This window comes from Mycoplana sp. MJR14, assembly GCF_029210525.1.
In the GTDB taxonomy this organism is placed as follows: domain Bacteria; phylum Pseudomonadota; class Alphaproteobacteria; order Rhizobiales; family Rhizobiaceae; genus Mycoplana.
Genome location: NZ_JARGEO010000001.1, coordinates 352,474 through 374,328, shown reverse-complemented (window position 1 = coordinate 374,328; position 21,855 = coordinate 352,474). Strand labels below are relative to the sequence as shown.

The window sequence follows — 21,855 nt, the reverse complement described above, 5'->3', positions numbered from 1 at the left end:
TAGGATAATATACGGCACGTTGCCGAAACCATACCCTACCGGGGCAAGCCGAGCTCGAAAGGAAAGTTATGGAAGCGGGGCTCGTTCGAGTTCTCGACATTTTGCCGGGTATGGTGTTTAGCATCCTTCCCGGCGGGGCGATCGACTTTGTGAACAAGGCCCTGGCGGAGTACACCGGCATCCCCCTTTCTGGAACTGAGGGCTGGGACTGGCCTATAGATCCTGGACAGTCGAGTGCCTCGACATTCTTCGACAGATACCGATCAATGCTGTCTCAGCACGAACCTTTCGAGATGGAGGTTCCCGTCAGACGGTCCGACGGCGCTGGCCGATCGCTCCTCATCCGTTGCAATCGTTTGGACGGTCCGGGTGACATCCGTAGGTGGTATGGCATTGCTACTGAACATGGCGCGGGCAGCCGCAATCGCGACGACAACGACTTTCAGCGCATCGTCGATAGCATTCCGGTCCCGGTAGCCGTAACTACGCCGACAGGAGACGTTGAGGCGCTCAACAATCCCGCTCTTGAATACTTTGGCATGAGTCTGGAAGAGCTGAAGAGCTGGAAAGCCACTGAAGTGGTTCATCCCGACGACCTCAAGCGGACGATCGAGGATCAGGTTGAAGCACACCGGACAGGCACCTTCTACAACGTCGAGAGCCGCCATCTGCGCTGGGACGGCATCTATCGGTGGCACAACGTCCTCGGGCTACCCCTGAGAGATGTCGATGGTACGATACTCCGATGGTTTCACTTGCTGGTAGACGTGGACGATCGCAAGCGCGCCGAACTCGAATTGGCGGCGCGCGAGCGTGAAGCACGTACAGTCCTCGAAAGCATTCCTGCTGGGATCGGCGTTATTGGAATCAATGGCGAAGTAGAGGCGATCAACGGACCGCTGTTGCGGTACTATGGGCGGACGCTGGAGGAACTCCGCGATTGGGGTGACACCGATGTCGTACATCCCGATGACATGCAGAGAATGATCGATGCAGTCGATCGTGCTGTTAAAATAGGCGAACCCTATGACCTCGAGGTTCGGCTCCGAGGAGCTGATGGTGCTCATCGCTGGTTCCAGGTAACAGGCTCACCGCTATTGGACGACGATGGTCAAATCGTGCGTTGGTACGCCCTTCACGTTGACATAGACGACCGAAAACGAGCCGAGGAAGCACTTGCGGACCGCGAGCGCGAATCCCGCTTTATAGTAGATGGCATCGCGGGAATGATTGCGATCTTCTCCCCGGACGCGAAATTGATCGGCGGGAACCAGCAGATCATCGATTATTTTCAGCGTCCCATCGCCGAACTCGATAATTGGGCGACGAACGGGATCACCCATCCTGACGACCTGCAGGTATGCATCGACAGCTTTATGGGCGCTATCGCTACCGGGGAGCCTTATGACTACGAGACGCGCTTTCTCAGGCACGATGGGGTCTGGCGTTGGTTTCAGCTCAGGGGCTTGCCTCTTCGAGACGCGGAGGGACGGATTGTTCGATGGTACGGGCTGTTGACAGACATCGACGATCGGAAGCGCGCTGAGGAACAGCTTCGAAGAAGCGAGGCCTTCCTGGCTGACGCGCAGCGGCTGAGCAAGACCGGTAGCTTCTCACTGCATTTGGGTAGCAGCGAGATAGTCTGGTCTGCAGAAACATACCGAATATTCGACGTCGACCCAAACGGTCCCGTGACACTGCAGACTGTGCTATCTCGACTTGATCCGGACAGCGTCCTCAAGGTGCACAACGTGATCGAAAGAGCGCGGGATGGGAACGGGGATTTTGGCTATGACGTCAAGCTCATCATGCCTGATCAGTCGGTCAAATATGTCCGCGTCTTGGCGCACAGCGAAAAAAACAAGGACGGCGAGCAAGAGCTCACCGGGGTCGTACAGGACTTCACCGAGGTCCGCATGGCTGAAGAGGCTCTCAACAAAGTTCGCTCGGAGCTGGCGTACGTGACCCGCGTGACAAGCCTTGGTGTCCTGACTGCATCCATCGCGCACGAGGTGAATCAGCCGTTGGCGGGAATTGTAACCAATGCGAGCACCTGTCTTCGTGTCCTTGCGGCCGAACCTCCAAACCTGGACATCGCCAGGGACACCGCGCGACGTATGATCCGCGATGCGAACCGCGCAGCAGATGTCATAGTCCGGCTGCGAGCACTCTTCAGTCGAATGCCACCTGCGATCGAGCCGATCGACTTCAACGAGGTCGCCAGCGAAGTGATCGCCCTTGCTTACAGCGACATCCAGAGAGCGCGCGTCTCTGTCATCTCCGATTTCGGCGTCGGTCTTCCCCGCGTTGCCGGCGCCCGCGTGCAACTGCAGCAGGTTATCATGAACCTGCTTCGAAACGCCATTGAAGCGACTTCGACGGTCAAGGACCGTCCAGGTCGTATTGTTCTTAAGACTGAAGCGAGCGGTGCAGAAGTCCAACTTCTCGTCGAAGACACCGGCGTCGGTTTCGGCGCAGATGGTACAGAGCGAATATTTGACGCGTTCTACACGACGAAGCCTGATGGCATGGGCATCGGGTTGTCTGTGAGCCGCTCGATAATCGAAAATCATAACGGGCGCCTCTGGGCGGAGAGCAATGCGCTGCATGGAGCCACAGTCGGCTTTTCTGTTCCCGCGCACCACTGGTGCGGACCGGCCGGAGAATCTCACCCTGACGGGCCACTACCCACAACAGAGGCGATTCCAGGAAGGGCGGAATGACGACAAAGCCGAGACATATCTCAGTGGTCGATGACGATGTGTCGGTCCGCGAGTCGCTGCCGGATCTCCTGCGCTCGTTCGGTTTCAGTGTGGATGCCTTCAGTTCTGCGGAGGAATTCTTAAACGCGGGTGCGTTCGCAAGAAGCGATGGCATGATACTCGACATCGCCATGCCCGGCATGACCGGACCGGAGCTCTACAAAGAACTATCGAGGAGAGGCCAACCGGTCCCGACGATCTTCATTACGGCTCTCAAAGATGAGGTCTTGCGTACGCGCCTGATGAATGACGGAGCGCTCGAATGCCTCTTCAAGCCGTTTGGTGACGATGAACTCGAGGAAGCAATTCGCGCCATACTCTAATCGCTGGTCCCTCCGGAGATAGGAGAGGTCAGACAGCGCGAGCATAGTCTTCACCGTCGACACAAAGGCCAGGCGCAGCCATCCGCTTTTCCGTGCCAGCATATTTAGCTGCGGGAGAGACGCCGTCAGTCTTCGCGTGACGGCGCCGAAGGCCCCTCCCCCAAGACCGATACCAAGGTGTCATCGATACTTTCGTGCAATGGTGGCGCGGCCGCATCGATGTGACTCTCCTGCTCGGAAAAGCAACACCTAGGAGAATGCCATGTCCAAGATACAGCCGACAGTCAAGCGTCGAACCCTGCTCGCAACCGCCGCGACAGCGAGCGCGATGGGGATGATCCCACACGCATTTGCTGCCACCAACGCAGTTCCCGGGATCAAGCCGTTCAAGTTTGTGGCAACTGACGAGCAGCTCGGTGATCTCCACCGCCGTGTCGCGTCCACCCGTTGGCCGGACGAGGAAAACGTTGCGGACGATAGCCAGGGCGTCCGGCTCGGAACGATGAAGAAGCTTGCCAAGCATTGGAAAGGCCACGACTGGCGCAAGGTCGAAGCTCGCCTCAATGCGTTTCCGCAGTTCACAACGGAGATCGACGGTCTCGACATTCACTTTATCCATGTGAAGTCGAAGCACGAAAACGCGCTGCCGATCATCATCACCCATGGCTGGCCCGGTTCTGTGATCGAGCAGTTGAAGATTATCAAGCCGCTGACCGATCCAACCGCCTTTGGGGGCACTGAGGCCGAAGCCTTCCACGTCGTCATTCCCTCGCTGCCGGGTTATGGCTTCTCGGCCAAGCCGAAGCAAACGGGCTGGAACCCGCCGCGCATCGCCAAGGCCTGGGCCGTGCTGATGCAGCGCCTCGGCTACACGAAGTACGTGGCCCAGGGCGGCGACTGGGGCAATGCGGTGACCGAATTGATGGCGGTGCAGGAGCCTGCCGGGCTCATCGGGATCCACACCAACATGGCCGCCACGGTGCCCGCCGATATCGCCAAGCTGCTGTCGGCAGGCGCCCCGGCTCCATCCGATCTCTCGGCCGATGAAAAGCGTGCTTACGAGCAGCTCGACGATTTCTACAAGAACGGCCTCGGCTATGCGATCGAGATGAACAACCGCCCGCAGACGCTCTATGGCATCGTCGATTCGCCTGTCGGCCTCGCCTCCTGGATGCTCGACCACGACATCCGCAGCTACCGGATGATCGAGCGGTCGATCGACGGTGAGAAGGAGGGCTTGACGCCCGATGACGTGCTCGACAATGTCACGCTCTACTGGCTGACAAATACCGCGATCTCGTCGGCACGGCTCTATTGGGACAACGCACATCACCCGAGCGGCGGCTTCTTCGATCCGCGCGGAATCAAGATCCCGGTCGCGGTCAGTGCATTCCCCGATGAGATCTACCAGGCACCGCAGAGCTGGGCGGAGAAGGCCTATCCCAACCTCATTCATTACAACCGGTTGCCGAAGGGCGGCCACTTCGCAGCCTGGGAGCAGCCCGAGCTTTTCACCACCGAGCTTCGCGCTTCATTCAAATCGCTTCGCGATCAGATCTGAGCAACGCGGCGCGGAAAGCCTGCGCCACCCCTGCCCCACCCCTATCAAGGAGATGACAATGCGTGACAACCAGATCGTAGACTCCAGCTTCACCGCAATCATCAACGCGCCGATCGAAAAGATCGATATCCCGGCATGGTGCTTCTCGCTGCCGGAGAAGGAATACCAGGGCTGCTCGCCTGCCCATATCGCCGCCGGCTTCACCACCGCTCCCGACGGAACCCGCATGTCGATCAACGTCGAAACGATCGGCGGCAGCCTGATGGTCCAGCATTATCTCGAAACACTCGGCGAGAAGACCCATCTGATCCTCGACTCCGACTCCGACGTGTTCACACCGACCGGACGGGTCGTCATCCATGTGACATGGGAACTCAGTGTCAAGGCGCTCGACAAGGACCGCTGCGAGTTCACCAACCGCGTCCAATCCTTCGCCACCGACGAGATGATGGCAGGCCTGGATCGCCAGGGGATCCCGTTCGAAGTGTTCCGCACGCAGCGCCAGCCAATGTCGATCGCCCACAACAAGGGCGAAACGCCCCTCTTTGCGGCGAGCATCGAGCGCTTTGCGCTTCGTAACCAGCAGTCGTCAATAGCTGCCTGAAAATCAGGAGACCTGACATGACGCATCTGTCCTACGATCCTTCAATTACCGGTCTCCTGGTGGTCGACCCGTACAACGACTTCATCTCCGAGGGCGGGAAAATTTGGCCTAGGATTCAGGCTGTCGCGGAAGCAAACAACTGCGTCCCGCACATGGAGCAGATCCTGCAGGCGGCACGCGCCGCCAAGTTCCGCGTCTTCTTCGCCATGCATCACCGCCTTCGCGAAGGCGACTACGAAAACTGGAAGTACATCGCCCCCATCCAGAAGATGGCATGGAAGCGCAGGAGCTTCGAGTACGGCACATGGGGCGGCGAGTTCCGGGCGGAGTTCGTACCCGCCGCCGGCGAAACAGTCGCACAGGAACACTGGTGCTCGAGCGGCTTTGCCAACACCGATCTCGACAATCAGCTCAAGAGGCAGGGCGTCCATCGACTGATTGTCATCGGTCTTATCGCCCACACCTGCATCGAGGCGACAGTCAGGTACGCTGCCGAACTCGGCTACGATGTCACCGTCGTGAAGGACGCGGTCGCGGATTACTCGGATGAGATGATGCACGCCGCGCTGGAGATCAACATGCCGAGCTACGCCAGTGCAATCGTGTCGACTGAGGAAATTCTCGAAGCGATAGCGTCGGCACGAAGCACGGCTGTCGCAGCGGAATAGGTTACGAGACGCCTGGTCGCAGGAACGGCCGGACAGCTCCAACAACAGATGAAGGAGAGTCTTATGGATCAGCAGTGGAAAGTTATCTACACGGCGAAAACACACGTCAGCGGTGGGCGCGAGCACGGCGTCGGGCGCAGCTCGGACGGGCAGCTCGACGTGAAGTTCGGACTCCCCGGTACCACCAAGGAAGGCACGAACCCCGAGCAGCTCTTTGCCGCAGGTTGGTCTGCCTGCTTCGAGAGCGCGATAGGTATCCTTGTGCAGCAGAAGCGAATTAAGCTCTCGGGCGATGTGACGATCGACGCGGAAGTCGATCTCAATCTGTCCCCGACGAGCGGATACTCCTTGACGGCCCGACTTGCAGTCGGAATTCCGGGGGTGGACCGCCAAGTCGCCCATGCGCTTGTCGAGGAAGCCCACCAGATTTGCCCATATTCGAAAGCGACACGGGGGAACATCGACGTCGCGATCACGCTTGTCTGATCTGAGCCTTCTTCCGTCAGTCCGCAGTCGCGAGGGACTCAGCAATGAAGACCACCTGCTCGCCGGCGAGAGCGCCAAGGCCACGGTAGGAGAGGCACTCCAGTATGTCCTCCTCCTTGTCACCCTCGACGAAGACGACCCTTTCGGATCTCGGCTGTTGGCTTCGGCGCCTCCCTGACCGATGGACAGAAGGTCAGCTACGACGTGGGCCAAGATCGGAAGACCGGCAAGTCCAAGGCTGAGAACGTAAAAGTCCTCTGAGATCAAACCCCTGATCTCGTCGAAGCGATGAGATCAGGGCTGATAAACTGCCTCTTCGGTCTTGAGGGGAATCGAACCGGCGACCCTGTTGCAAACAGGAGTCCTTCATTTCGAATGCGCCTCTAGCTCACCCCCAGCCGAGGAGGAACCACCGATTTGGGGCCAGAAGCGGACCGACGGCTTTCCGACGCACGATTAGCGAAAGCGTCTACTCACGTGCCAACCGTCGCGTCATAAAATCGACGCGCTCAAGACGATCAGGTCGTCCGTTTATATCGATCTGACGATTTGGAGGACCGTTCTCATTAGCACTGTATCGCGGTCGAATGCTGCGGGCTAAACCTGAGCGTGCGGCGCTGATCGCTGTCGGGCGTGGGTTGGGCAGGACTGCGGAGTTGTTAGTTGGTAATATACTTCCATAATGGACGTATCGTATAAGTTGCATTCTACTTGATACCTGAGCTAACTTTCCAAATGGGGAGGGCTTGGCGATGGCTGACAAAACAAATCGGCTCAACATCTATTTGTTCAAGGATGATCCGGAGATCGCCCGATACGTTCAAGAAGGTTGGGAAGCCATCGAGCTTTCGGACGGAAGCCAATTTTACGGCAAGGATTCCTTTGTCGGAGTGCCGGATTGGGTGTCTGATTTCTTTGGCAATGAACTCGATGGGAAATTCAATTTCAAAAAGACGAGCTCGCGTGGCCTTTTGGTGAAGCAAGCGACTTGGGGCGAACATACTCGTACGTTCGCCGTTGCGTTCGGCGGTGGGCGCTTCTTCCTCGAAGAGGGAGTGCTCGAAGAGCGATTTGGCATGAAGGTTGTCCTGAACAGCGTCGCGCGGGACAGTTTGCGTAGCATTGACAGAACAGTCCTTGGATCATCTCCGAAACAAAGCCGCGAACAGGTCAGCCGCGAGAGCGAAGCCGCGAGCTTTGGGATCGATATCGAGCAGGATTTGCTTAATGGCGTGACTGGCCGTTCCAAGGACGCGCGCTTGGGAAAAACGGTTTCTGGCCGCGATGCCCTGTCGTTGTCCATCAAGGTCGATTTTCCTTCGCTCGACGCCCTACTGGAGGTTTGCCTCGAAAAATATATGAGCGAAGCTTACGAGACGGACTTCAAGTGGATCGATCAAATCCGTGACGTTCGAAATCCGAACCGCATTCTGGAGTTGAACAAATGGTTGGTGGATCGACTTGCCGCCAACGAACTCGATTATATCTGGATGGCACCCCCCGTTGTTATCGACTGGGTTAAACTCAAGGGCTTCAAGTACGGCGCGCCGAAGCGCGGTGATCTGCACGCCGATCTGGAGGTCGCTGAATTCCTAGCGTCGCTTGGCGACAAGCCCGTGACTTTGGAAGTTCTGAAGGGTCGGTTGGTCCACGCCATCGCGGTTGAGGACGACGAGCCGTTCGATCACTGGTCCGCCTATCGATGCATTTACGCCGAAGCTCCCCTCGACGGGAAAGTGTGCATCCTCAACAACGGAAAGTGGTATGAAATCGCGGTGGACTTCACGGAGGAGGTGCAGGCTGATTTTATAGCAATGCCGGAATCCACCTTGGATTTACCCGATTACCACCACGAGAGCGAAGGAGCATACAACGCCGCAGCCGCAGCAGGGCTCCCAGGGTCCGTTTGCTTGGACGCGGATAATATCGTACATGGCGGAGGTCATAGCAGGATTGAGTTCTGCGACATCTTCACAGCCGACAATCAATTCGCTCACATTAAGAGGTACAGCGGATCGGCTCAATTGAGCCACCTGTTTAACCAAGGTGTGGTCGCAGGCGAACTGTTCGCCTCGGATGCCGCTTTCCGAGCCAAGGTGAACGCCAAGCTACCCGATGCCCGAAAATTCGAGGATACCGACGCTCGGCCGCCGATTCAGAACTACGAGGTAACCTTTGGGATCATCATGCCGCCCGGACGGGAATTCGACATTCCCTTCTTTAGCAAGGTGGGACTGCGCAATGCTCATCGTCGGCTGCGGGGGTACGGCTACACCGTGACGAAAAAGGGCATCCGATCGACGGCGGAAGCACCCGAAGATGCAGCGAAAGAGGCCTGAGGCTGCGTACGGGTCCTGAACCTCGTCGGCTGCCTTCTCATGCTCAGCTTTGTTCTCGACGCCTTTTTTGAACGACCTCCGCTAAAGCTGGTCGATTAGCCACCAGATCTGGAATTCAGAACAATGATAGGTTTTGGCGATCCTGGTCCGCGGTAAGGCGACGCTTGGAAACCGCATGGTTCTTCCGGAATGACTGGGATGGGCCGCAGAGCTGCCGAAGCTCGCAGTTGATTGGAGTCGGACTGTCGACCCCGCCATTGTGGGTCTTGTCTGTCCTCGCGAAAGCTGATGGCCCGACCTGGGCCAGGTGAAATTCAAGTTGGCAAGCTGAGGCGCTATCAGCGATACGACGGCAATCAAAGCGCACTCACGTCCTGGAGCCGAACTTTTCCTTTCTTGCTTGCCGCGCGCAGATTTGCGTGATCGTCGTGGAACTCAATCCGAATTCCCGTGCCAAACTTTTATATGTTTCTCCAGCAAGGCGTCGCTCGTAGATCTGACAATCGGTCGTCTTTATCCGCAGCGACGTCCTGATCTTGATCGAACTTCGCACGTTCTTCTTCTGTCCACACCTTGTAGCTCTCTTTTCCAGTCGCGCGATTACGAATCCGAACGACGAAGCGGCCATCTACAATCGCGCGAACGTCATATGAGCCATTCTTAAAGTTGATGACCTGCCCCAATGCCATTGCACATATCCCCGGTTCCCCTTGCAGATTTACAGATCTCACTGCTTGAAGCAGTTCTCTCGGTGCCACTGCAGAAAATGCGGATGTGGCCTCTCGAACGGTCGCGGTGGCACAATGGCCCTGCCGGTCTTGTTGACTAGACCTCGAATGCTGTCCGGATCGTTGGCCTGCCTTGAGATCATGATGTCGAGGTCATCCGATAAGCTGATCAGTCCGCGGTCGAACATCCAATGCGCGGTTCCCGACAGGGCAATGCCGTTGGTCAGGATATCAGGTCCATTCGCCTCCACAGGCCGGATATGCGCGGCATCCACTTCCGCTCGGCCGCCACCGTTGATGAGCTTCAAGCCCGTGACCGCACAGCGCTTGCCGTAGGCCTGCAAGACCAAGCGGCGAAAAAGCCGATTGCGGACGATCCGGGAAGTGAACTGAGCGACGCGATCACGCTCCTGTTCGAAGGCAAACGGTGCCTGCCCTCCTTCGGCAAAGCCAGACGCTGCAGCAACGGTCCCTGGCTCATCCACCCGTGGCAGTTCAGGCTCATGCTCGTCCAAGCCCAATGCGACGATGTGGTTGAAGTCAGCTGGAGAAATCGGCCGCACGGCTGATTGTGCTCGTCCGGAGATGCGTCCTTCTTCGTTGAGCACCCCACGTTCGATGACCCCCTCGGCATTGCTGAATGGAACCGGATCGACGAAGTCGAGATAAGTCCCCGGTTCAATGAGCGCGAGGTACATGCCGGGCGCTTTGGGGTCCGGAATGACCTGGCCGACCTTTGCGATCGCAAAATAACCGCGTGTCTCGGCAACTTTTCTCGGTTCGTAGTAGATGATCCAGTCGCCAATGCAAGCCTGGACCCGGCCCAAGTACTGGCTCGGGAACTGATATTGTTCAGCCGGGCTATCGTCGTAGATCGAATCTGTGCGGTGAATGAAAACCCCGAATCCCATGATGCCCATATAACACGTTCTCGAACCTGCTCGACAGGGTTGTAGATGCGCCGAGCTGGCACGAGCCGTCGAAAACGTTGACCCGGGACACAGTCGACTCCGATCCAGATTCACCTTTCATTAACCGCATCGCCTTAGCAGGCCACGCCCGGCATGTAAGCCGGTCCATGTCGTGTGAACTGCATAGGCCAATGAAAAACCAATCTGCTTCTTCTCTTCATTTTCAGCGCAAGATTTCCGAGTTCTGCCAGGTGCGCATTGCTCCGGTCGCCTCAAAGCGAGGTCTCGAGAACATCAAGCCGTATCTCATCAGCCTGATCATCTATCGGAAGTTGCCGCCCACGCGGACCGGTCGCATCGATTGGCAGGCAGTCGCGGAGGCGTGCAGCATCGAAGCTGAACTGACGCCGGAACTGAAGAAGAACCTCTTGCCGGGATTGGAGGCAATCACTCGATGGGTAAACAAGGAACAGTCGGAGGAGGATGATCGGCCAACCGCTGAGCGCCCAAAGCGAAAGCCTGGGGCCGGTCCGGCCTGGACAACGGTCGCTCGTCAGAGTCCTACAGTGCGATCTATCAACGTGGAGCACGCAAGAGCGAAGCCGGGAGTCCAACCGAAGCCCATCGAGGCGTTCCCCAACCCTCTATTCGACTGGACCGATGAGCCTGAAGGCTTTCAAGAGGCGCTGATCTACCATATGCGCCGACACGGCGACAGCTACTGGCATCTGCATCGCGCCGTCGTCGGGGACGATGATGCCTTCGACCACAAGAGCCTGCTGAGCTGGACCAAGGGCATCAAGGTACCGCGGTCGCTCGACAGTTTCGAAATTCTCTCTCGCATCGAGCGTCGATACAGGCTGCCCGAAGGCTACTTCAAAGCCAAGCTGCCGCATCAGTCGCGCTCGGCATCCGGCCATGACGTCGGAAGTGACATTGGTCCCGCGGAGCGGCGGCGGTTGGCCTGGCATCTGCCGGACAACTTCAGCAGTCTACCCTTCAGCAAACGCGAAGAAATTCTGGAATGGGTGCGTCGCGTGATCATTTCAGGTTCGACCGACTACCGCCGTTTCCAGGCCATGGCGACGAAGCAACGCTACGCCATCCGCTTCCCCGCGATTTCTTACGGCGGCTCTCTGTCACCACGAGCATCAGCGGATGCGCTGCATTCGGAGCATGGCGACGATCATGTGGCGATTGAAGACCCTGACCTTCTTTCGGGTGTCGTCGACGCCCCACCCCGGCTAGCCATGGAAATGGCCAATCTCATCCGCTTCAAGACGGCGACGCTGACGGCCCTCGGTTTTCAGCGTAACGGAGTCTGGGGAGAAGAAACGGCATCGCAAAAGATCGAGCATCTCGGATTGATGTTCGGGGCATTGGCAGCATCGCCCAATGGCGCCGTCAAGGGCTACGGCCTTCCCCTCAGCCACCTGACCTTCGGTCTCCTGGTCTTTCCTGGCGTTTGGGACTGGTATCTGCAATGGCGCGAACGCCGGCGCGGCTTCTACACCCAGTGGGAAGAGGACATGCTGAACGTTCTTCTCAATCTGGTGCGCGCCGAAACAGGCTGGCTCTGGCAGCATCCGGAGCTCGTCCGGAACGTGAAAGCCATCCCCGGACTGATCTCCGCGGCTGAGATCGCCGCAGCCGAGCGGGATTGGCGTGCGGTCTGCGAAGCTTGTTTCAAGCACGCGTCACATCGCTCGAAGGAGATCCAGCGGGTGATGCGGGTTCATAGGGCCGTTCGAGCCGATCATGTGCGTGCTCGAGGCGGACAGCCCGCTCGCCGAATACCGCAAGATCACCGACGAAATTCTGAAACGCATGCCGGACGAGGATCGCTATCCCCGAGCCGCCGCCGAGGCGGTCCGATCATTCCTGATGCTGCGGCTCGGCTTGCATCTCGGGCTTCGTCAGAAGAACCTTCGGCAATTGCTTGTCTGCCCACGCGGGCATTTCCCGACATCGGAGCGCCGGCTTGAAGATATGAAGCGCGGCGAAATCCGTTGGAGCGATCGCGACCGCGGCTGGGAGGTCTTGATCCCGTCCAACGCTTTCAAGAATGCCAACTCCTCGTTCTTCGGTTCCAAACCCTTCCGGCTGATCCTGCCGGATCTTCTGGACCTCTACAAATACCTCAACGCCTACATCGACCGCCATCGCGGGGTGCTCCTCGCCGGAGCCGACGATCCCGGCACGCTGTTTGTGAAGACGGTGAAAACCAGCAGCAAGGATGCTGCCTATAACCAGACGACCTTCTATGAAGCCTGGCGTCTGACGATCCAGCGCTATGGCATTTACAATCCCTATACTGGCCGCGGCGCGATCAAGGGTCTGCTGCCGCACGGACCGCATAATGTCCGCGACGTGCTCGCCACCCATATCCTGAAACAAACGGGCTCCTACGAGCAGGCGAGCTATGCGATTCAGGACACCCCGGAAATGGTAGCCAACCACTATGGGCGTTTCCTGCCGCAGGATAAGGCAGCACTCGCGGCCCGCATTCTCAATCAGGTCTGGGAGGCAGCGTAGCAGCCTCGGCGCTGCGGATAGCCAACCTGTTCGGAAATCGAAACTAGCGTCTTGGCCGGCCACGTGCTTGCATGACCTCACGTCAGTCATTCGTAACGCTCCGCATGCACGTTGGCTGTCGCGTTTTGTCGTGCTGATGATCACGGTCCTTCCGGACCCACGCATTTGCTTCGGCAAGCGTGGTGCGTGCGACCATTTCCGTTGAGGAATACGAGCGCCAGGGACTTTGAAATCGTTATGTTTTGTGCGCTCAAGACGGACTTTTGTCCGGAATCTCAAAGACATCTATGGAAATGACTTTGAGTTTAGGCTATCTTGTCAACCATGAACGGACAAAAAGAAGAAAAATTAAAGTTCCTGCTCGCACAGATACCACCAGGGTTTCTGGTCGACTCGGCGTGGATGACAAAGCATGGCATCAGCCGGAGCTCTACCCATGACTATCTTCGCCGGCATTGGCTCGAGCCTCTCAGTCGTGGCGTGTACCGACGACCGCTCTCCCTCACAGGGCACCCGGACACCGCCCGTGACTGGACGATACCTGTTTTGTCCGCACAGCAAATAATGGGCTATGATCTGCACGTCGGAGGGTTGACCGCCTTGGCTCTCGGCGGCCATGTTCACTACTTGCCCTTGGGCAGCAGGGAAACCGTCTACCTCTATTCGGAAAGACCGCCAAGCTGGCTGACCAAATTGCCGCTAACGGCACGGCTCTCCATACGCAACACACGGCTCTTCGACGATGCTAGTCTGGGTGTCGATAATGCCGACGTCAACCTCAGCGCGGACAGCAATCTGGCGCTCAGCCCTTGGCAATGGCCTTTGAAAGCCTCCAGCGCTGAACGCGCGATCCTCGAAGCGCTTGATGAATTGCCCGACAATGAGAGTTTTCATACCCTCGATACGATATTCGAGAGCCTTGCGAATCTGAGACCGCGGCGCCTGACGGCTTTGCTAAAAAGCTGCCGGAAGGTCCAGGTCAAAAGGCTCTTCTTTGTCTTCGCGGACAAGCACGCTCACGCCTGGCGAAAGCACATCCACCCATCGGAGGTCGACCTTGGCTCTGGCGACCGAGCCTTCTACAAAGGGGGAAAATTGCACCCGAGATATCGCATAACGGTGCCACCTGAATTCTTGCCCCAACTACCTGAGGCTGCCGATGGCCCGTGAACAATACGTCTCCCAAGTTCAGCTTCTGGTGCGTTCGCTGCCCTATATCGGAGAGGAAAAAGCCTTTGCACTAAAGGGCGGAACCGCCATCAACCTCTTCTACCGGGACCTGCCACGCCTGTCGGTGGATATCGATCTGACATATCTGCCCGTGAAGCCGCGGGAGGAAAGCCTGAGGGACATCGACGAGACGCTTGATCGGATCGGCAGCAACATCTCGCAACACCTGCGCGGCGCAAAAATGAGACGAATTGCCGGCGGCGGAGGCAACGAAACCCGTCTCGAAGTCAGCCAAGGCGCTACCGTCATCAAAGTCGAGACCTCTCCGGTCGCAAGAGGATCCGTGCATCCGGTTGATATCCGGACAGTCAGCGAAAAGGTCGAAGACGAGTTCGGCTTCGCCGAAATGCAGGTTCTGTCGTTCGAGGACCTCTTTGGAGGTAAGCTACATGCGGCAGTTGACCGACAGCATCCGCGCGATTTGTTCGATGTGAAGCTCTTGTATGCAAATGAAGGCTTCACGGACGCTCTGTTCAGAACGTTCTTGATCTACGTCGCGAGCTCGGGCCGGCCGCCGCACGAACTGCTAGCCCCGAGCATCACTGATATCGAAGCCACCTTCCGCCAAGAATTTGAAGGGATGACCGTCGAGCCTGTAAAATTGGAAGATTTGCTGGAAGTTCGAAGGCGGCTACTCGCCGACATTCGTGACAAGCTGGATGTTCACGCGAGAACGTTTCTCCTGTCGCTACACGACTGTGAACCCGATTTCGATGTTGTCGGACTTCCGCAAGCCGCGAACCTTCCTGCGGTGAGATGGAAGCTGCTCAATCTACAAAAACTGAAGGATCACAATCCGAGGAAGCACGAACAACAGCGAGACGAGATCGAAGGCCTTTTCGAGTGATGGAGCTAAGCCCGCCTTAAAAGCACTCTGGCCCGGCGCGTCAGTTGTTGGTACATCCATCACCGGGGCAATTGATTGCAGGGTGCGCATATTACCACCTTGCACGACCAGACCAATCAGACTGCTGAATCTCGCCCGGCTACCGCCCGTCCCTGGCTTCTTCTCTCACGCCGGACGTCGGGAAAAACTGACGCTCGCCTTTCTACACGAGTTCAGCGACATCATTATCGAACCTGTCGACAGAAATGATCGGATTAACATCGACTATATCCCTACCCAAGTCTTCACCGAGTTCCTTAGGGATTTCCGTTTCGAGGGCGGCAGGATTGACGGGCTGATGTATCGAAGCGCCACCGGTGAGCGCGGGGTCAATTATGTCCTGTTCGCAAGCCCCGAGGAAATCGAAGGAGCTTCATCGGCCCGTCCGTTCGTAGCGAAAAATCCGTGGTTACGCCTTGTGCAGGTCTGGCACCGTCGATAACCGCATACGCGCGCGACCAAAGATCACGACAAGCGAAAATTCGCTGGACGATCTTCGTCCACCAACAATTACCCGTGGTACTCAGTATTGTCCGGGCTAGTGAGCGGTGCGCCGCCTATCACCTCGTCATCTGTCAACGCCTCGTCCCGCATCTGGGTGCCGACAAAACGCCTTAGCAGTCCCGCATCCTCGAGCGCCTCGATATCCGGTAGGTCGCGCAAGGTCTCCATACCGAATGCGGAGAGGAAGTGCCTGGTCGTCACATAGGTGTAGGGCGCGCCGGGTGTCGGGTTGCGCGGCCCGGAGGCGATGAAGCCTGCCGCGCGCAGCGAACCAATCGTGTCGCGGCTGACCTCCTTGCCGAAGATTTTCGACAGCTCCCCACGGGTCACCGGCTGGAAATATCCCACCGCCATCAGCACCATAGCCTCGAACTCCGACAGCGCCGCCGCCCCTCCCCGCGTCGGCGCCGACGAAACGCGGATCGTCTCGGCAAAGCGAGTCCGAGTGCGATGCTGCCAGCCGCCGGTGACCGGCACCAGTTCGTAGGGCCGGTCGCGCAGTTCCTCCTGGAGATCGTCGATCAGCAGATCGATGCTGCAATCCTTACCGACCACTCGCGCTAGCGTCTGGCGGTCGACCGGCTCGGCGGACGCAAAAATCACCGCCTCGGCCCGCAGCATCCATTCGCGCCAGCGCAGCTCCGGCGGCAGATCCTCGAGTTCGCGGTCATAGAGGATTTCATCCTCCGACCTCGATTTGCTTCCACGAGATGTCCTGGTTGCGCTCGGTCCGGACATCGTCACAATCCAAAAATCCGGAACGAGGTCCGGCCCGAGAGTTCGCGCACGGCGCCAAAACTTTCGAGCCGCTCGAACAGCCGCGTTGCGGCCCAGCGGGAGAGATGGCTGCCAGGCGCGGCGGCCGGCACGGCGTCTTCCTCAAGCAGTTTTTGGATGACGGCGCCGGCGCCCTTGGTGCGCACCTTCGGCGCGGCAGCCAGAAGGGCATCTGCACGGCGGGCGATCTCACTCGCCGCGCGCAGGGCGCCGCTCGTCCCCTCGACCAGGGCCAGGCAGACGGCGCGCGGAAAAGCTGGCTCGCCAGGGCGCACGCGCCCCCTGCCCCCGAGCGTACGGAACGCCGAACCATAGCGCTCCGCCATCAGCAGCGGCACGGGACGCTCCCACTTCAGCATCGCGGCGATCAGGCTATCGGCGAGCGCCCAGGCCAACGATTCGACGTCCGGGCGGACGGCGACAATCGCCGTCACCAGCTCCGCCGCTGCAAACGGTGCCGGGCGGCCCGATTGCAGCGCATCGTCGGCAAGGTCGACGGCCGTGGCGAGCCGATCGTCCCAGGCCAGACCCAATAGATCGGCAAGTTCGGCGACCGCTTTCGCGGAAAAGGCGGGTTTTCGGGTGGAAAGCCTTTTGGTGGCCAAAAACACTTTTCCCGCGGGACCGGGATCGTCGCCAGCCGCGGTTAGCAGCAAGGCGTCGCGTAGCGCCGTTTCGTCCTCGTTGCGGCCCATCAACCGCACGGCAACCGCGGCACATTTTAAACCTTGGCGCACGCGCCAGCAGCCAGCCCAGACGGGCTGCTTTTGAACGAGATTATCGAGCGATTTCAGTGCGATACCGGCGGCGAAGGCGGCCTCAAGCTCACTCGGTTCACGGCCGCGCGGTAGGGCCCATCCGGGCAGAGCGGCGGGGAGCTCGAGGGAGAAAACAAGCGAGGCGACGGGCGAATCCATGTCGGCAAGGCTACTTCAATCGTGCGCTTTATGCCATTGATTTCAAGCTGAACCGCACGGCTTGTCATCAGTTTATAATGACTGATAAGATTGCCTTATCAGTCATATTTGACAAAGCTCGAGAAACAGGGTAGAAAATGCGAAAAAGGTAGAATACTGGAGTCTTGGATGTCTCTCAACATCAAAAACCCGGCAACCGTCGCGCTTGCCGACGAACTGGCGCGCCGCCAGGGGATCAGCAAGACCGCGGCCATTCATCAGGCATTGAGCGAACGTCTGCATCGCCTGGGTTACGGCGATGTGGCCCAGGAGCGTCTGCTCGGAGAATTGCATGCGATCCGGGAGCGGGTGGGCCGGCTGCCCGAACTGGACAACCGCAGCGATGAAGAGATCATCGGCTACGACGAGCATGGAATTCCCAACTGATGGTGATCGATACCTCCGCCATCGTGGCGATCCTGCGCAATGAGCCCGAGGCGGTGCGGCTGGAATTAGCCCTCGTCGCTGACCGGATCCGCCTGGTTCCCGCGACCTGCGTGCTCGAGGCGCGCATGGTGCTGGTCAGCCGCCGCGGCGAACATGCGCTGGCCGAGATCGATCTGTGGCTCAGCAAGATCGAGGCGGACACCATTCCGATCGATGCCGATCTCGTGGATCTGGCGACGCAAGCTTGGCTTGTCTACGGCAAGAGCCGCCATCCGGCGGCGTTGAATTTTGCCGATTGCCTCTCCTACGCACTGGCAAAACGTGCGGACGAACCGCTGCTGTTTATCGGCAACGACTTTTCCCAAACCGATATCGAGGCGGCGTATTGATGACCGGCGACTCTGACGCCGACGACGATCTCCCTAATATCGTCCCCTCCCCTGCCCCGCCGGCCCATCTGCAGGACCTGACCGACCGCGCCCGCGGTTATGTCGAGGCCGCCAGCTCCGCAAACACGCGTCGTGCGTATGCTAGCGATTGGAAACATTTTGCCGCCTGGTGCCGGCGCTCCAACCTGTCTCCCCTCCCCCCGGCCCCGCACGTCGTCGGGCTCTACATCACTGCCTGCGCGTCAGGGGCCGCCGATGGCGGCATGAAGCCGAACTCCGTCTCGACCATCGAGCGGCGTCTTGCCGCCATCGGCTGGAACTGCGCGCAACGCGGCATGCCGCTCGACCGCAAAGACCGCGCCATCGCCACTGTCATGGCCGGCATCCGCAACAGGCACGCCGCACCACCCCGGCAGAAGGAGGCGATCCTGCCGGAAGACCTGATCGCCATGCTCGAAACGCTCAATCGCAGTTCGCTGCGCGGCCTGCGCGACCGGGCGATGCTGCTGATCGGTTTCGCCGGCGGCCTGCGCCGCTCCGAAATCACGGGGCTTGATCTTGGCCGCGATCAGACGGAGGGCGGCCGCGGCTGGATCGAGACTTTTGACAAGGGACTGCTGGTGACCCTGCGCGGCAAGACCGGCTGGCGCGAGGTCGAGATATGCCGCGGTTCGTCGGACGCCACCTGCCCGGTGGCCGCCGTCGAGACCTGGATCAAGTTTGCGCGGATTGCGAAAGGCCCCCTCTTCCGCCGCGTTACGAGCCAGGGTAAAGATGTCGGATCCGACCGGCTCAACGACCAGGAAGTGGCGCGGCTGGTCAAGAAAACGGCTTTGGCTGCAGGTATCCGTAGCGATCTTCCGGAGATCGAGCGGGGGCTGAAGTTTGCCGGCCATTCGTTGCGTGCTGGCCTTGCCTCGTCAGCCGAGATCGACGAACGCTACGTCCAGAAGCAACTCGGCCATGCGTCTGCAGAAATGACCCGTCGATATCAGCGCCGACGCGATCGCTTCCGGGTGAACCTCACCAAGGCGTCCGGGCTATGATAGTCCCCTCCCCTCTTCGGCGCGAAATCGGGTACCTCAGCGAGGGACAGCGCTTTCATCATGCCCGTATCTAAAGAATGCTTTCACCTACCTATACTGCAAGCATCGCAATCATCTTAGAGGCTTCAAAGCAATGCCCTCGATCACAATTCGAAACGTTCCGGAGGACGTCCATCGAGCACTTCGCGCCCGGGCTGTCATGCATGGTCGCAGCGCCGAAGCTGAAATCCGCAGCATTTTGGAGCAAGCGGCCAAACCCGAAGGGCGTTTGAAGCTCGGCACGTTGCTGACGTCTATCGCCCGCGAAGCCGGCGAACTCACCGACGCAGAAGTAGAGCGTTTCAATGATCTTGAATGATCGTTCTCGATACCAATGTGATTTCCGAACTTTGGAAAAAAGAACCGGACCCCAACGTTTTGGCCTGGATTGATGCGCAGATCGTTGAAACCCTCTGCCTGTCCACGATCACTGTCGCCGAATTACGCTACGGCGTGGCAACAATGCCGAGGGCAAACGGCGTTCGATCTATGACGAGCGCCTGGAACGAGAGGTCTTGCCTGCTTTCTCCGGTCGGATCCTGTCCTTCGACCTCGACACTTCGCGGGCTTACGCCCAATTGATGGCGGCGGCGAGGGCAACGGGAAGAGCTGTCGGTCAGGCAGACGGCTACGTCGCCGCCACGGCGTCCGCGCGCGGTTTGATGGTCGCCACACGGGATACCAGTCCATTCGAAGCCGCAGGGCTGCAGGTCATCGATCCCTGGAATATGCCGCAATGATCCTCTCCGGTGGCAGAAAGGCCGACTTTGCCGCAGATCGCGCGAAGATGCTCTCTTGCAGCGTCGGAGTCCATGAACGAGCAGAAGAGGTGAGTGCGCGGCGCAAGTCCGCCTCCCCTTCGACCCAAAGATTGACTGTCGACGCCGTTTGCCGGCAAAGCATGTGTCGAGCCCGGACCTGACACAGCGCATACTTCCACCCCAACCCGGCAGTAGCATGAACGTAACCGCGCACTGGCTTGAGGTGGGCGCTGTCTTCCTCGAAAAGCCTTCCAGGGCAAGAACGTCGGGCCTGACCGGCTCAACGACCAGTAAGTAGCCCGCCTCGTAAAGAAGACGGCACTGGCGGCCGGAATACGCGGCGAGCTTCCCGAAGGTGGACGAAGCCTTCGCTTTTCTCGCCACTCGCTAAGCGCCGGCCTTACTTCGTCCGCCGAGGTTGATGAACGCTATGTGCAGAAGCAACTGGGCCATGCCAGCGTCGAGATGACTCGCCGGTACCAGCGCCGACGGGACCGGTTCCAAATCAATCTGACCAAAGCATCGGGCCTCTGACCTGTCCCCTCGCCTGTCGGTCAGACGTCACCAGTCTCTGGAGCATGCCAGGCACAACATTGCTTTTCAAAGGAACAGTGTGATCTGCAGCTTTGCCGCTCGTCGTGAAACGCGGTTTTGAAGAGCTTGCCTGGCGTTCACGAAACCTGCTGGAGGAGGGTAGCTGGTTTGCCCCCAAAGCCTTCAGGTTTGGCAATTGAAGCTCGTGGAACCGCATTTCAAATCTGCCGTTCCGTCTCTGTGGCCTCGCCTCCAGGGTTTCCGCGTACATTTTCTTGAACGTTCGCTTTCCCAACGGGACATTGGCCTAAAGCCCCGCAACTTGCGTAAGACGGGTAGTCCATGCGACGGCTTAAGCGGCCGACTTAGAGCCCCGGTGCGTCACCTTGATCAAAGACGTTTCCATCCGCGCTCCGTCCAGTTCTATTGCTCTGCAACGTTAGCCGACCGGGTATCAACCACCAGATCGTTAGGCTTTTTGGCGGCGATGAGGGTACATCTCCGCAGAGCCGTCGCCGATACGTCATAGGCGGCACCCTAGCGCGCCGGACCTATTCACCGAGCTGCAACAGCATCGGCGCCTTGACCTGCGTTGGCACCGCGGAGTGCAGTGGCTCGGCCTTCGTTCTGCGCGTTCACTTCGGTAATGCAGGGTTATTGACTTGGACCAGCGCCTTCGGATCGTCGCCGTCAGCGGCCCGGCTGAGCGTAGATGTACTGATCGCAGCATGTCCGGACCGCTGTTAAGCCGCCTTCCGCTTGGGCAGGGGCCGCTCAACATCGGTTACTGAGCCCGATGTCTGGGACTCGGACCGCAAACGGCGAAGTGGCAGCGCATTGGCTGTGCGCGTTACCCGCCCTCCTGGCCAGGAAGCCATATTTTCTGCCACACGAATCAACCAGACTCGAGTTGGGCACTGGCGGGTAGGGCGGCATCATCCAATGACTATGAGGTCGGGCCATGGCCCGCCCGTATTCGCGTATGGCAGGGATACAGCTTCTCAAAGTGGTCAGCTGACCACCGCGATAACTATCTGACGTAAAAGGCTTTTTTTTAGCCTTTCCAATGGACGTGCTGACGTTGAGTGCATGCGCGGCAATGATGAAGTCCTGGGTTTGCACCTTAGGGTCACATAAGTGGGGCCACCGGTTCCCATGATTGCCATTTTTTCAACCGACACTTCTGCGCCTCAAGGCCGCACGAAACAACAATACTCGAGTTAGGGCATTGGCGGGTAGAGAGGCAATCAGCATGAATGTGAGACCGAGCCTTGGACCCTCCCGGAGTCCGGCACGGCAGGGATACAGCTTCTCAGCGTGGTCAGCTGACCACGGAGATAACTATCTGATCTAAAAGGCGTTTTGACGTTCAATGCATGCGCGGCAACAACGAAGTCGTTGGCTTGTACCTTAGAGTGGCGCCAGCAGG

Annotated in this window: 17 protein-coding genes and 5 pseudogenes; 17 read left to right on the top strand and 5 right to left on the bottom strand. The window is 58.7% G+C overall.

The features are described from left to right. Positions 1-68: 68 nt before the first annotated feature. The 6 genes from P0086_RS01835 (at position 69) to P0086_RS01810 (ending at position 6,404) form a co-directional block, all read left to right on the top strand. Positions 69-2,723, top strand: coding sequence for a PAS domain-containing protein (locus P0086_RS01835; protein WP_275782202.1), 2,655 nt, complete (start codon positions 69-71; stop codon positions 2,721-2,723). Further along, positions 2,720-3,085 carry a response regulator gene (locus P0086_RS01830; RefSeq protein WP_275782201.1) on the top strand — a complete coding sequence of 122 codons (366 nt, stop codon included), beginning with the start codon at positions 2,720-2,722 and terminating at the stop codon, positions 3,083-3,085. The genes P0086_RS01835 and P0086_RS01830 overlap by 4 nt, the downstream gene beginning before the upstream one ends. 262 nt (positions 3,086-3,347) lie before the next feature. Continuing rightward, positions 3,348-4,646, top strand: coding sequence for an epoxide hydrolase family protein (locus P0086_RS01825; protein WP_275782200.1), 1,299 nt, complete (start codon positions 3,348-3,350; stop codon positions 4,644-4,646). A gap of 52 nt (positions 4,647-4,698) precedes the next feature. Next, a complete protein-coding gene (locus P0086_RS01820) occupies positions 4,699-5,250 on the top strand; it encodes a hypothetical protein (protein WP_275782199.1) in 552 nt (183 codons plus the stop codon). A 17-nt stretch (positions 5,251-5,267) separates the two neighbouring features. Next, positions 5,268-5,918: an isochorismatase family cysteine hydrolase gene (locus P0086_RS01815; RefSeq protein ID WP_275782198.1), complete on the top strand. Its 651-nt coding sequence runs from the start codon at positions 5,268-5,270 to the stop codon at positions 5,916-5,918. 63 nt (positions 5,919-5,981) lie between these two features. Continuing rightward, positions 5,982-6,404 carry an organic hydroperoxide resistance protein gene (locus P0086_RS01810; protein WP_275782197.1) on the top strand — a complete coding sequence of 141 codons (423 nt, stop codon included), beginning with the start codon at positions 5,982-5,984 and terminating at the stop codon, positions 6,402-6,404. A 58-nt stretch (positions 6,405-6,462) separates the two neighbouring features. Here P0086_RS01810 and P0086_RS01805 read toward each other — a convergent pair. Beyond that, positions 6,463-6,549, bottom strand: a pseudogene (locus P0086_RS01805) (damage-inducible mutagenesis protein); the annotation flags it as partial. 2 nt (positions 6,550-6,551) lie between these two features. On the opposite strand from P0086_RS01805, the pseudogene P0086_RS01800 reads away from it, so the two are divergent. Beyond that, positions 6,552-6,665: pseudogene (locus P0086_RS01800) on the top strand (cold-shock protein); the annotation flags it as partial. A gap of 491 nt (positions 6,666-7,156) precedes the next feature. Continuing rightward, positions 7,157-8,743: a TIGR04141 family sporadically distributed protein gene (locus tag P0086_RS01795; RefSeq protein ID WP_275782196.1), complete on the top strand. Its 1,587-nt coding sequence runs from the start codon at positions 7,157-7,159 to the stop codon at positions 8,741-8,743. A gap of 461 nt (positions 8,744-9,204) precedes the next feature. On the opposite strand, the gene P0086_RS01790 is transcribed toward P0086_RS01795, so the two are convergent. Together P0086_RS01790 and P0086_RS01785 are read right to left on the bottom strand one after the other, a co-directional pair. Then, entirely contained in the window at positions 9,205-9,432 is a 228-nt protein-coding gene (locus P0086_RS01790; RefSeq protein WP_275782195.1) for a hypothetical protein, read from the bottom strand. Positions 9,433-9,470: 38 nt separating this feature from the next. After that, a complete protein-coding gene (locus P0086_RS01785; protein WP_275782770.1) occupies positions 9,471-10,382 on the bottom strand; it encodes an HNH endonuclease in 912 nt (303 codons plus the stop codon). Positions 10,383-10,573: 191 nt separating this feature from the next. Between P0086_RS01785 and P0086_RS01780 the strand changes: the two are divergent. The 3 genes and pseudogenes from P0086_RS01780 to P0086_RS01770 all read left to right on the top strand — a co-directional run bounded on the left by P0086_RS01780 (position 10,574) and on the right by P0086_RS01770 (position 14,994). Next, a pseudogene (locus tag P0086_RS01780) lies at positions 10,574-12,917 on the top strand (hypothetical protein). Between the two features lie 324 nt (positions 12,918-13,241). Beyond that, positions 13,242-14,087 carry a type IV toxin-antitoxin system AbiEi family antitoxin domain-containing protein gene (locus P0086_RS01775; RefSeq protein WP_275782194.1) on the top strand — a complete coding sequence of 282 codons (846 nt, stop codon included), beginning with the start codon at positions 13,242-13,244 and terminating at the stop codon, positions 14,085-14,087. Then, complete coding sequence (locus P0086_RS01770; protein ID WP_275782193.1) at positions 14,077-14,994, top strand: nucleotidyl transferase AbiEii/AbiGii toxin family protein; 918 nt, start codon at positions 14,077-14,079, stop codon at positions 14,992-14,994. The genes P0086_RS01775 and P0086_RS01770 overlap by 11 nt, the downstream gene beginning before the upstream one ends. 549 nt (positions 14,995-15,543) lie before the next feature. Here the strand turns inward: P0086_RS01770 and P0086_RS01765 are convergent. After that, a complete protein-coding gene (locus P0086_RS01765; protein ID WP_275782192.1) occupies positions 15,544-16,275 on the bottom strand; it encodes an SMC-Scp complex subunit ScpB in 732 nt (243 codons plus the stop codon). A gap of 2 nt (positions 16,276-16,277) precedes the next feature. Beyond that, positions 16,278-17,231, bottom strand: a complete 954-nt coding sequence (locus tag P0086_RS01760) for a DUF1403 family protein (protein WP_275782191.1) — start codon at positions 17,229-17,231, stop codon at positions 16,278-16,280. A 168-nt stretch (positions 17,232-17,399) separates the two neighbouring features. On the opposite strand from P0086_RS01760, the gene P0086_RS01755 reads away from it, so the two are divergent. From P0086_RS01755 to P0086_RS01730, 6 genes and pseudogenes are all read left to right on the top strand, one after another. Further along, the gene (locus P0086_RS01755) at positions 17,400-17,657 is read left to right on the top strand and encodes a type II toxin-antitoxin system VapB family antitoxin (RefSeq protein WP_112594073.1); all 258 of its coding nucleotides are present in this window, start codon (positions 17,400-17,402) and stop codon (positions 17,655-17,657) included. Further along, on the top strand, positions 17,657-18,046 hold the full coding sequence (locus P0086_RS01750; protein WP_112594072.1) for a type II toxin-antitoxin system VapC family toxin: 390 nt from the start codon (positions 17,657-17,659) through the stop codon (positions 18,044-18,046). The genes P0086_RS01755 and P0086_RS01750 overlap by 1 nt, the downstream gene beginning before the upstream one ends. Continuing rightward, complete coding sequence (locus tag P0086_RS01745; protein WP_112594071.1) at positions 18,046-19,092, top strand: tyrosine-type recombinase/integrase; 1,047 nt, start codon at positions 18,046-18,048, stop codon at positions 19,090-19,092. The genes P0086_RS01750 and P0086_RS01745 overlap by 1 nt, the downstream gene beginning before the upstream one ends. A gap of 133 nt (positions 19,093-19,225) precedes the next feature. Then, positions 19,226-19,450, top strand: a complete 225-nt coding sequence (locus P0086_RS01740; RefSeq protein WP_112594070.1) for an Arc family DNA-binding protein — start codon at positions 19,226-19,228, stop codon at positions 19,448-19,450. Next, a pseudogene (locus P0086_RS01735) lies at positions 19,447-19,871 on the top strand (type II toxin-antitoxin system VapC family toxin). The gene P0086_RS01740 and the pseudogene P0086_RS01735 overlap by 4 nt, the downstream one beginning before the upstream one ends. Before the next feature lie 273 nt (positions 19,872-20,144). Next, positions 20,145-20,426: pseudogene (locus P0086_RS01730) on the top strand (tyrosine-type recombinase/integrase); the annotation flags it as partial. Between the last annotated feature and the right edge of the window lie 1,429 nt (positions 20,427-21,855).

Coding starts and splice junctions, on each gene's coding strand:
- P0086_RS01835 (WP_275782202.1), top strand. CDS start 69: ATGGAAGCGGGGCTCGTTCGAGTTCTCGACATTTTGCCGGGTATGGTG.
- P0086_RS01830 (WP_275782201.1), top strand. CDS start 2,720: ATGACGACAAAGCCGAGACATATCTCAGTGGTCGATGACGATGTGTCG.
- P0086_RS01825 (WP_275782200.1), top strand. CDS start 3,348: ATGTCCAAGATACAGCCGACAGTCAAGCGTCGAACCCTGCTCGCAACC.
- P0086_RS01820 (WP_275782199.1), top strand. CDS start 4,699: ATGACAATGCGTGACAACCAGATCGTAGACTCCAGCTTCACCGCAATC.
- P0086_RS01815 (WP_275782198.1), top strand. CDS start 5,268: ATGACGCATCTGTCCTACGATCCTTCAATTACCGGTCTCCTGGTGGTC.
- P0086_RS01810 (WP_275782197.1), top strand. CDS start 5,982: ATGGATCAGCAGTGGAAAGTTATCTACACGGCGAAAACACACGTCAGC.
- P0086_RS01795 (WP_275782196.1), top strand. CDS start 7,157: ATGGCTGACAAAACAAATCGGCTCAACATCTATTTGTTCAAGGATGAT.
- P0086_RS01790 (WP_275782195.1), bottom strand. CDS start 9,432: ATGGCATTGGGGCAGGTCATCAACTTTAAGAATGGCTCATATGACGTT.
- P0086_RS01785 (WP_275782770.1), bottom strand. CDS start 10,382: ATGGGATTCGGGGTTTTCATTCACCGCACAGATTCGATCTACGACGAT.
- P0086_RS01775 (WP_275782194.1), top strand. CDS start 13,242: ATGAACGGACAAAAAGAAGAAAAATTAAAGTTCCTGCTCGCACAGATA.
- P0086_RS01770 (WP_275782193.1), top strand. CDS start 14,077: ATGGCCCGTGAACAATACGTCTCCCAAGTTCAGCTTCTGGTGCGTTCG.
- P0086_RS01765 (WP_275782192.1), bottom strand. CDS start 16,275: ATGTCCGGACCGAGCGCAACCAGGACATCTCGTGGAAGCAAATCGAGG.
- P0086_RS01760 (WP_275782191.1), bottom strand. CDS start 17,231: ATGGATTCGCCCGTCGCCTCGCTTGTTTTCTCCCTCGAGCTCCCCGCC.
- P0086_RS01755 (WP_112594073.1), top strand. CDS start 17,400: ATGTCTCTCAACATCAAAAACCCGGCAACCGTCGCGCTTGCCGACGAA.
- P0086_RS01750 (WP_112594072.1), top strand. CDS start 17,657: ATGGTGATCGATACCTCCGCCATCGTGGCGATCCTGCGCAATGAGCCC.
- P0086_RS01745 (WP_112594071.1), top strand. CDS start 18,046: ATGACCGGCGACTCTGACGCCGACGACGATCTCCCTAATATCGTCCCC.
- P0086_RS01740 (WP_112594070.1), top strand. CDS start 19,226: ATGCCCTCGATCACAATTCGAAACGTTCCGGAGGACGTCCATCGAGCA.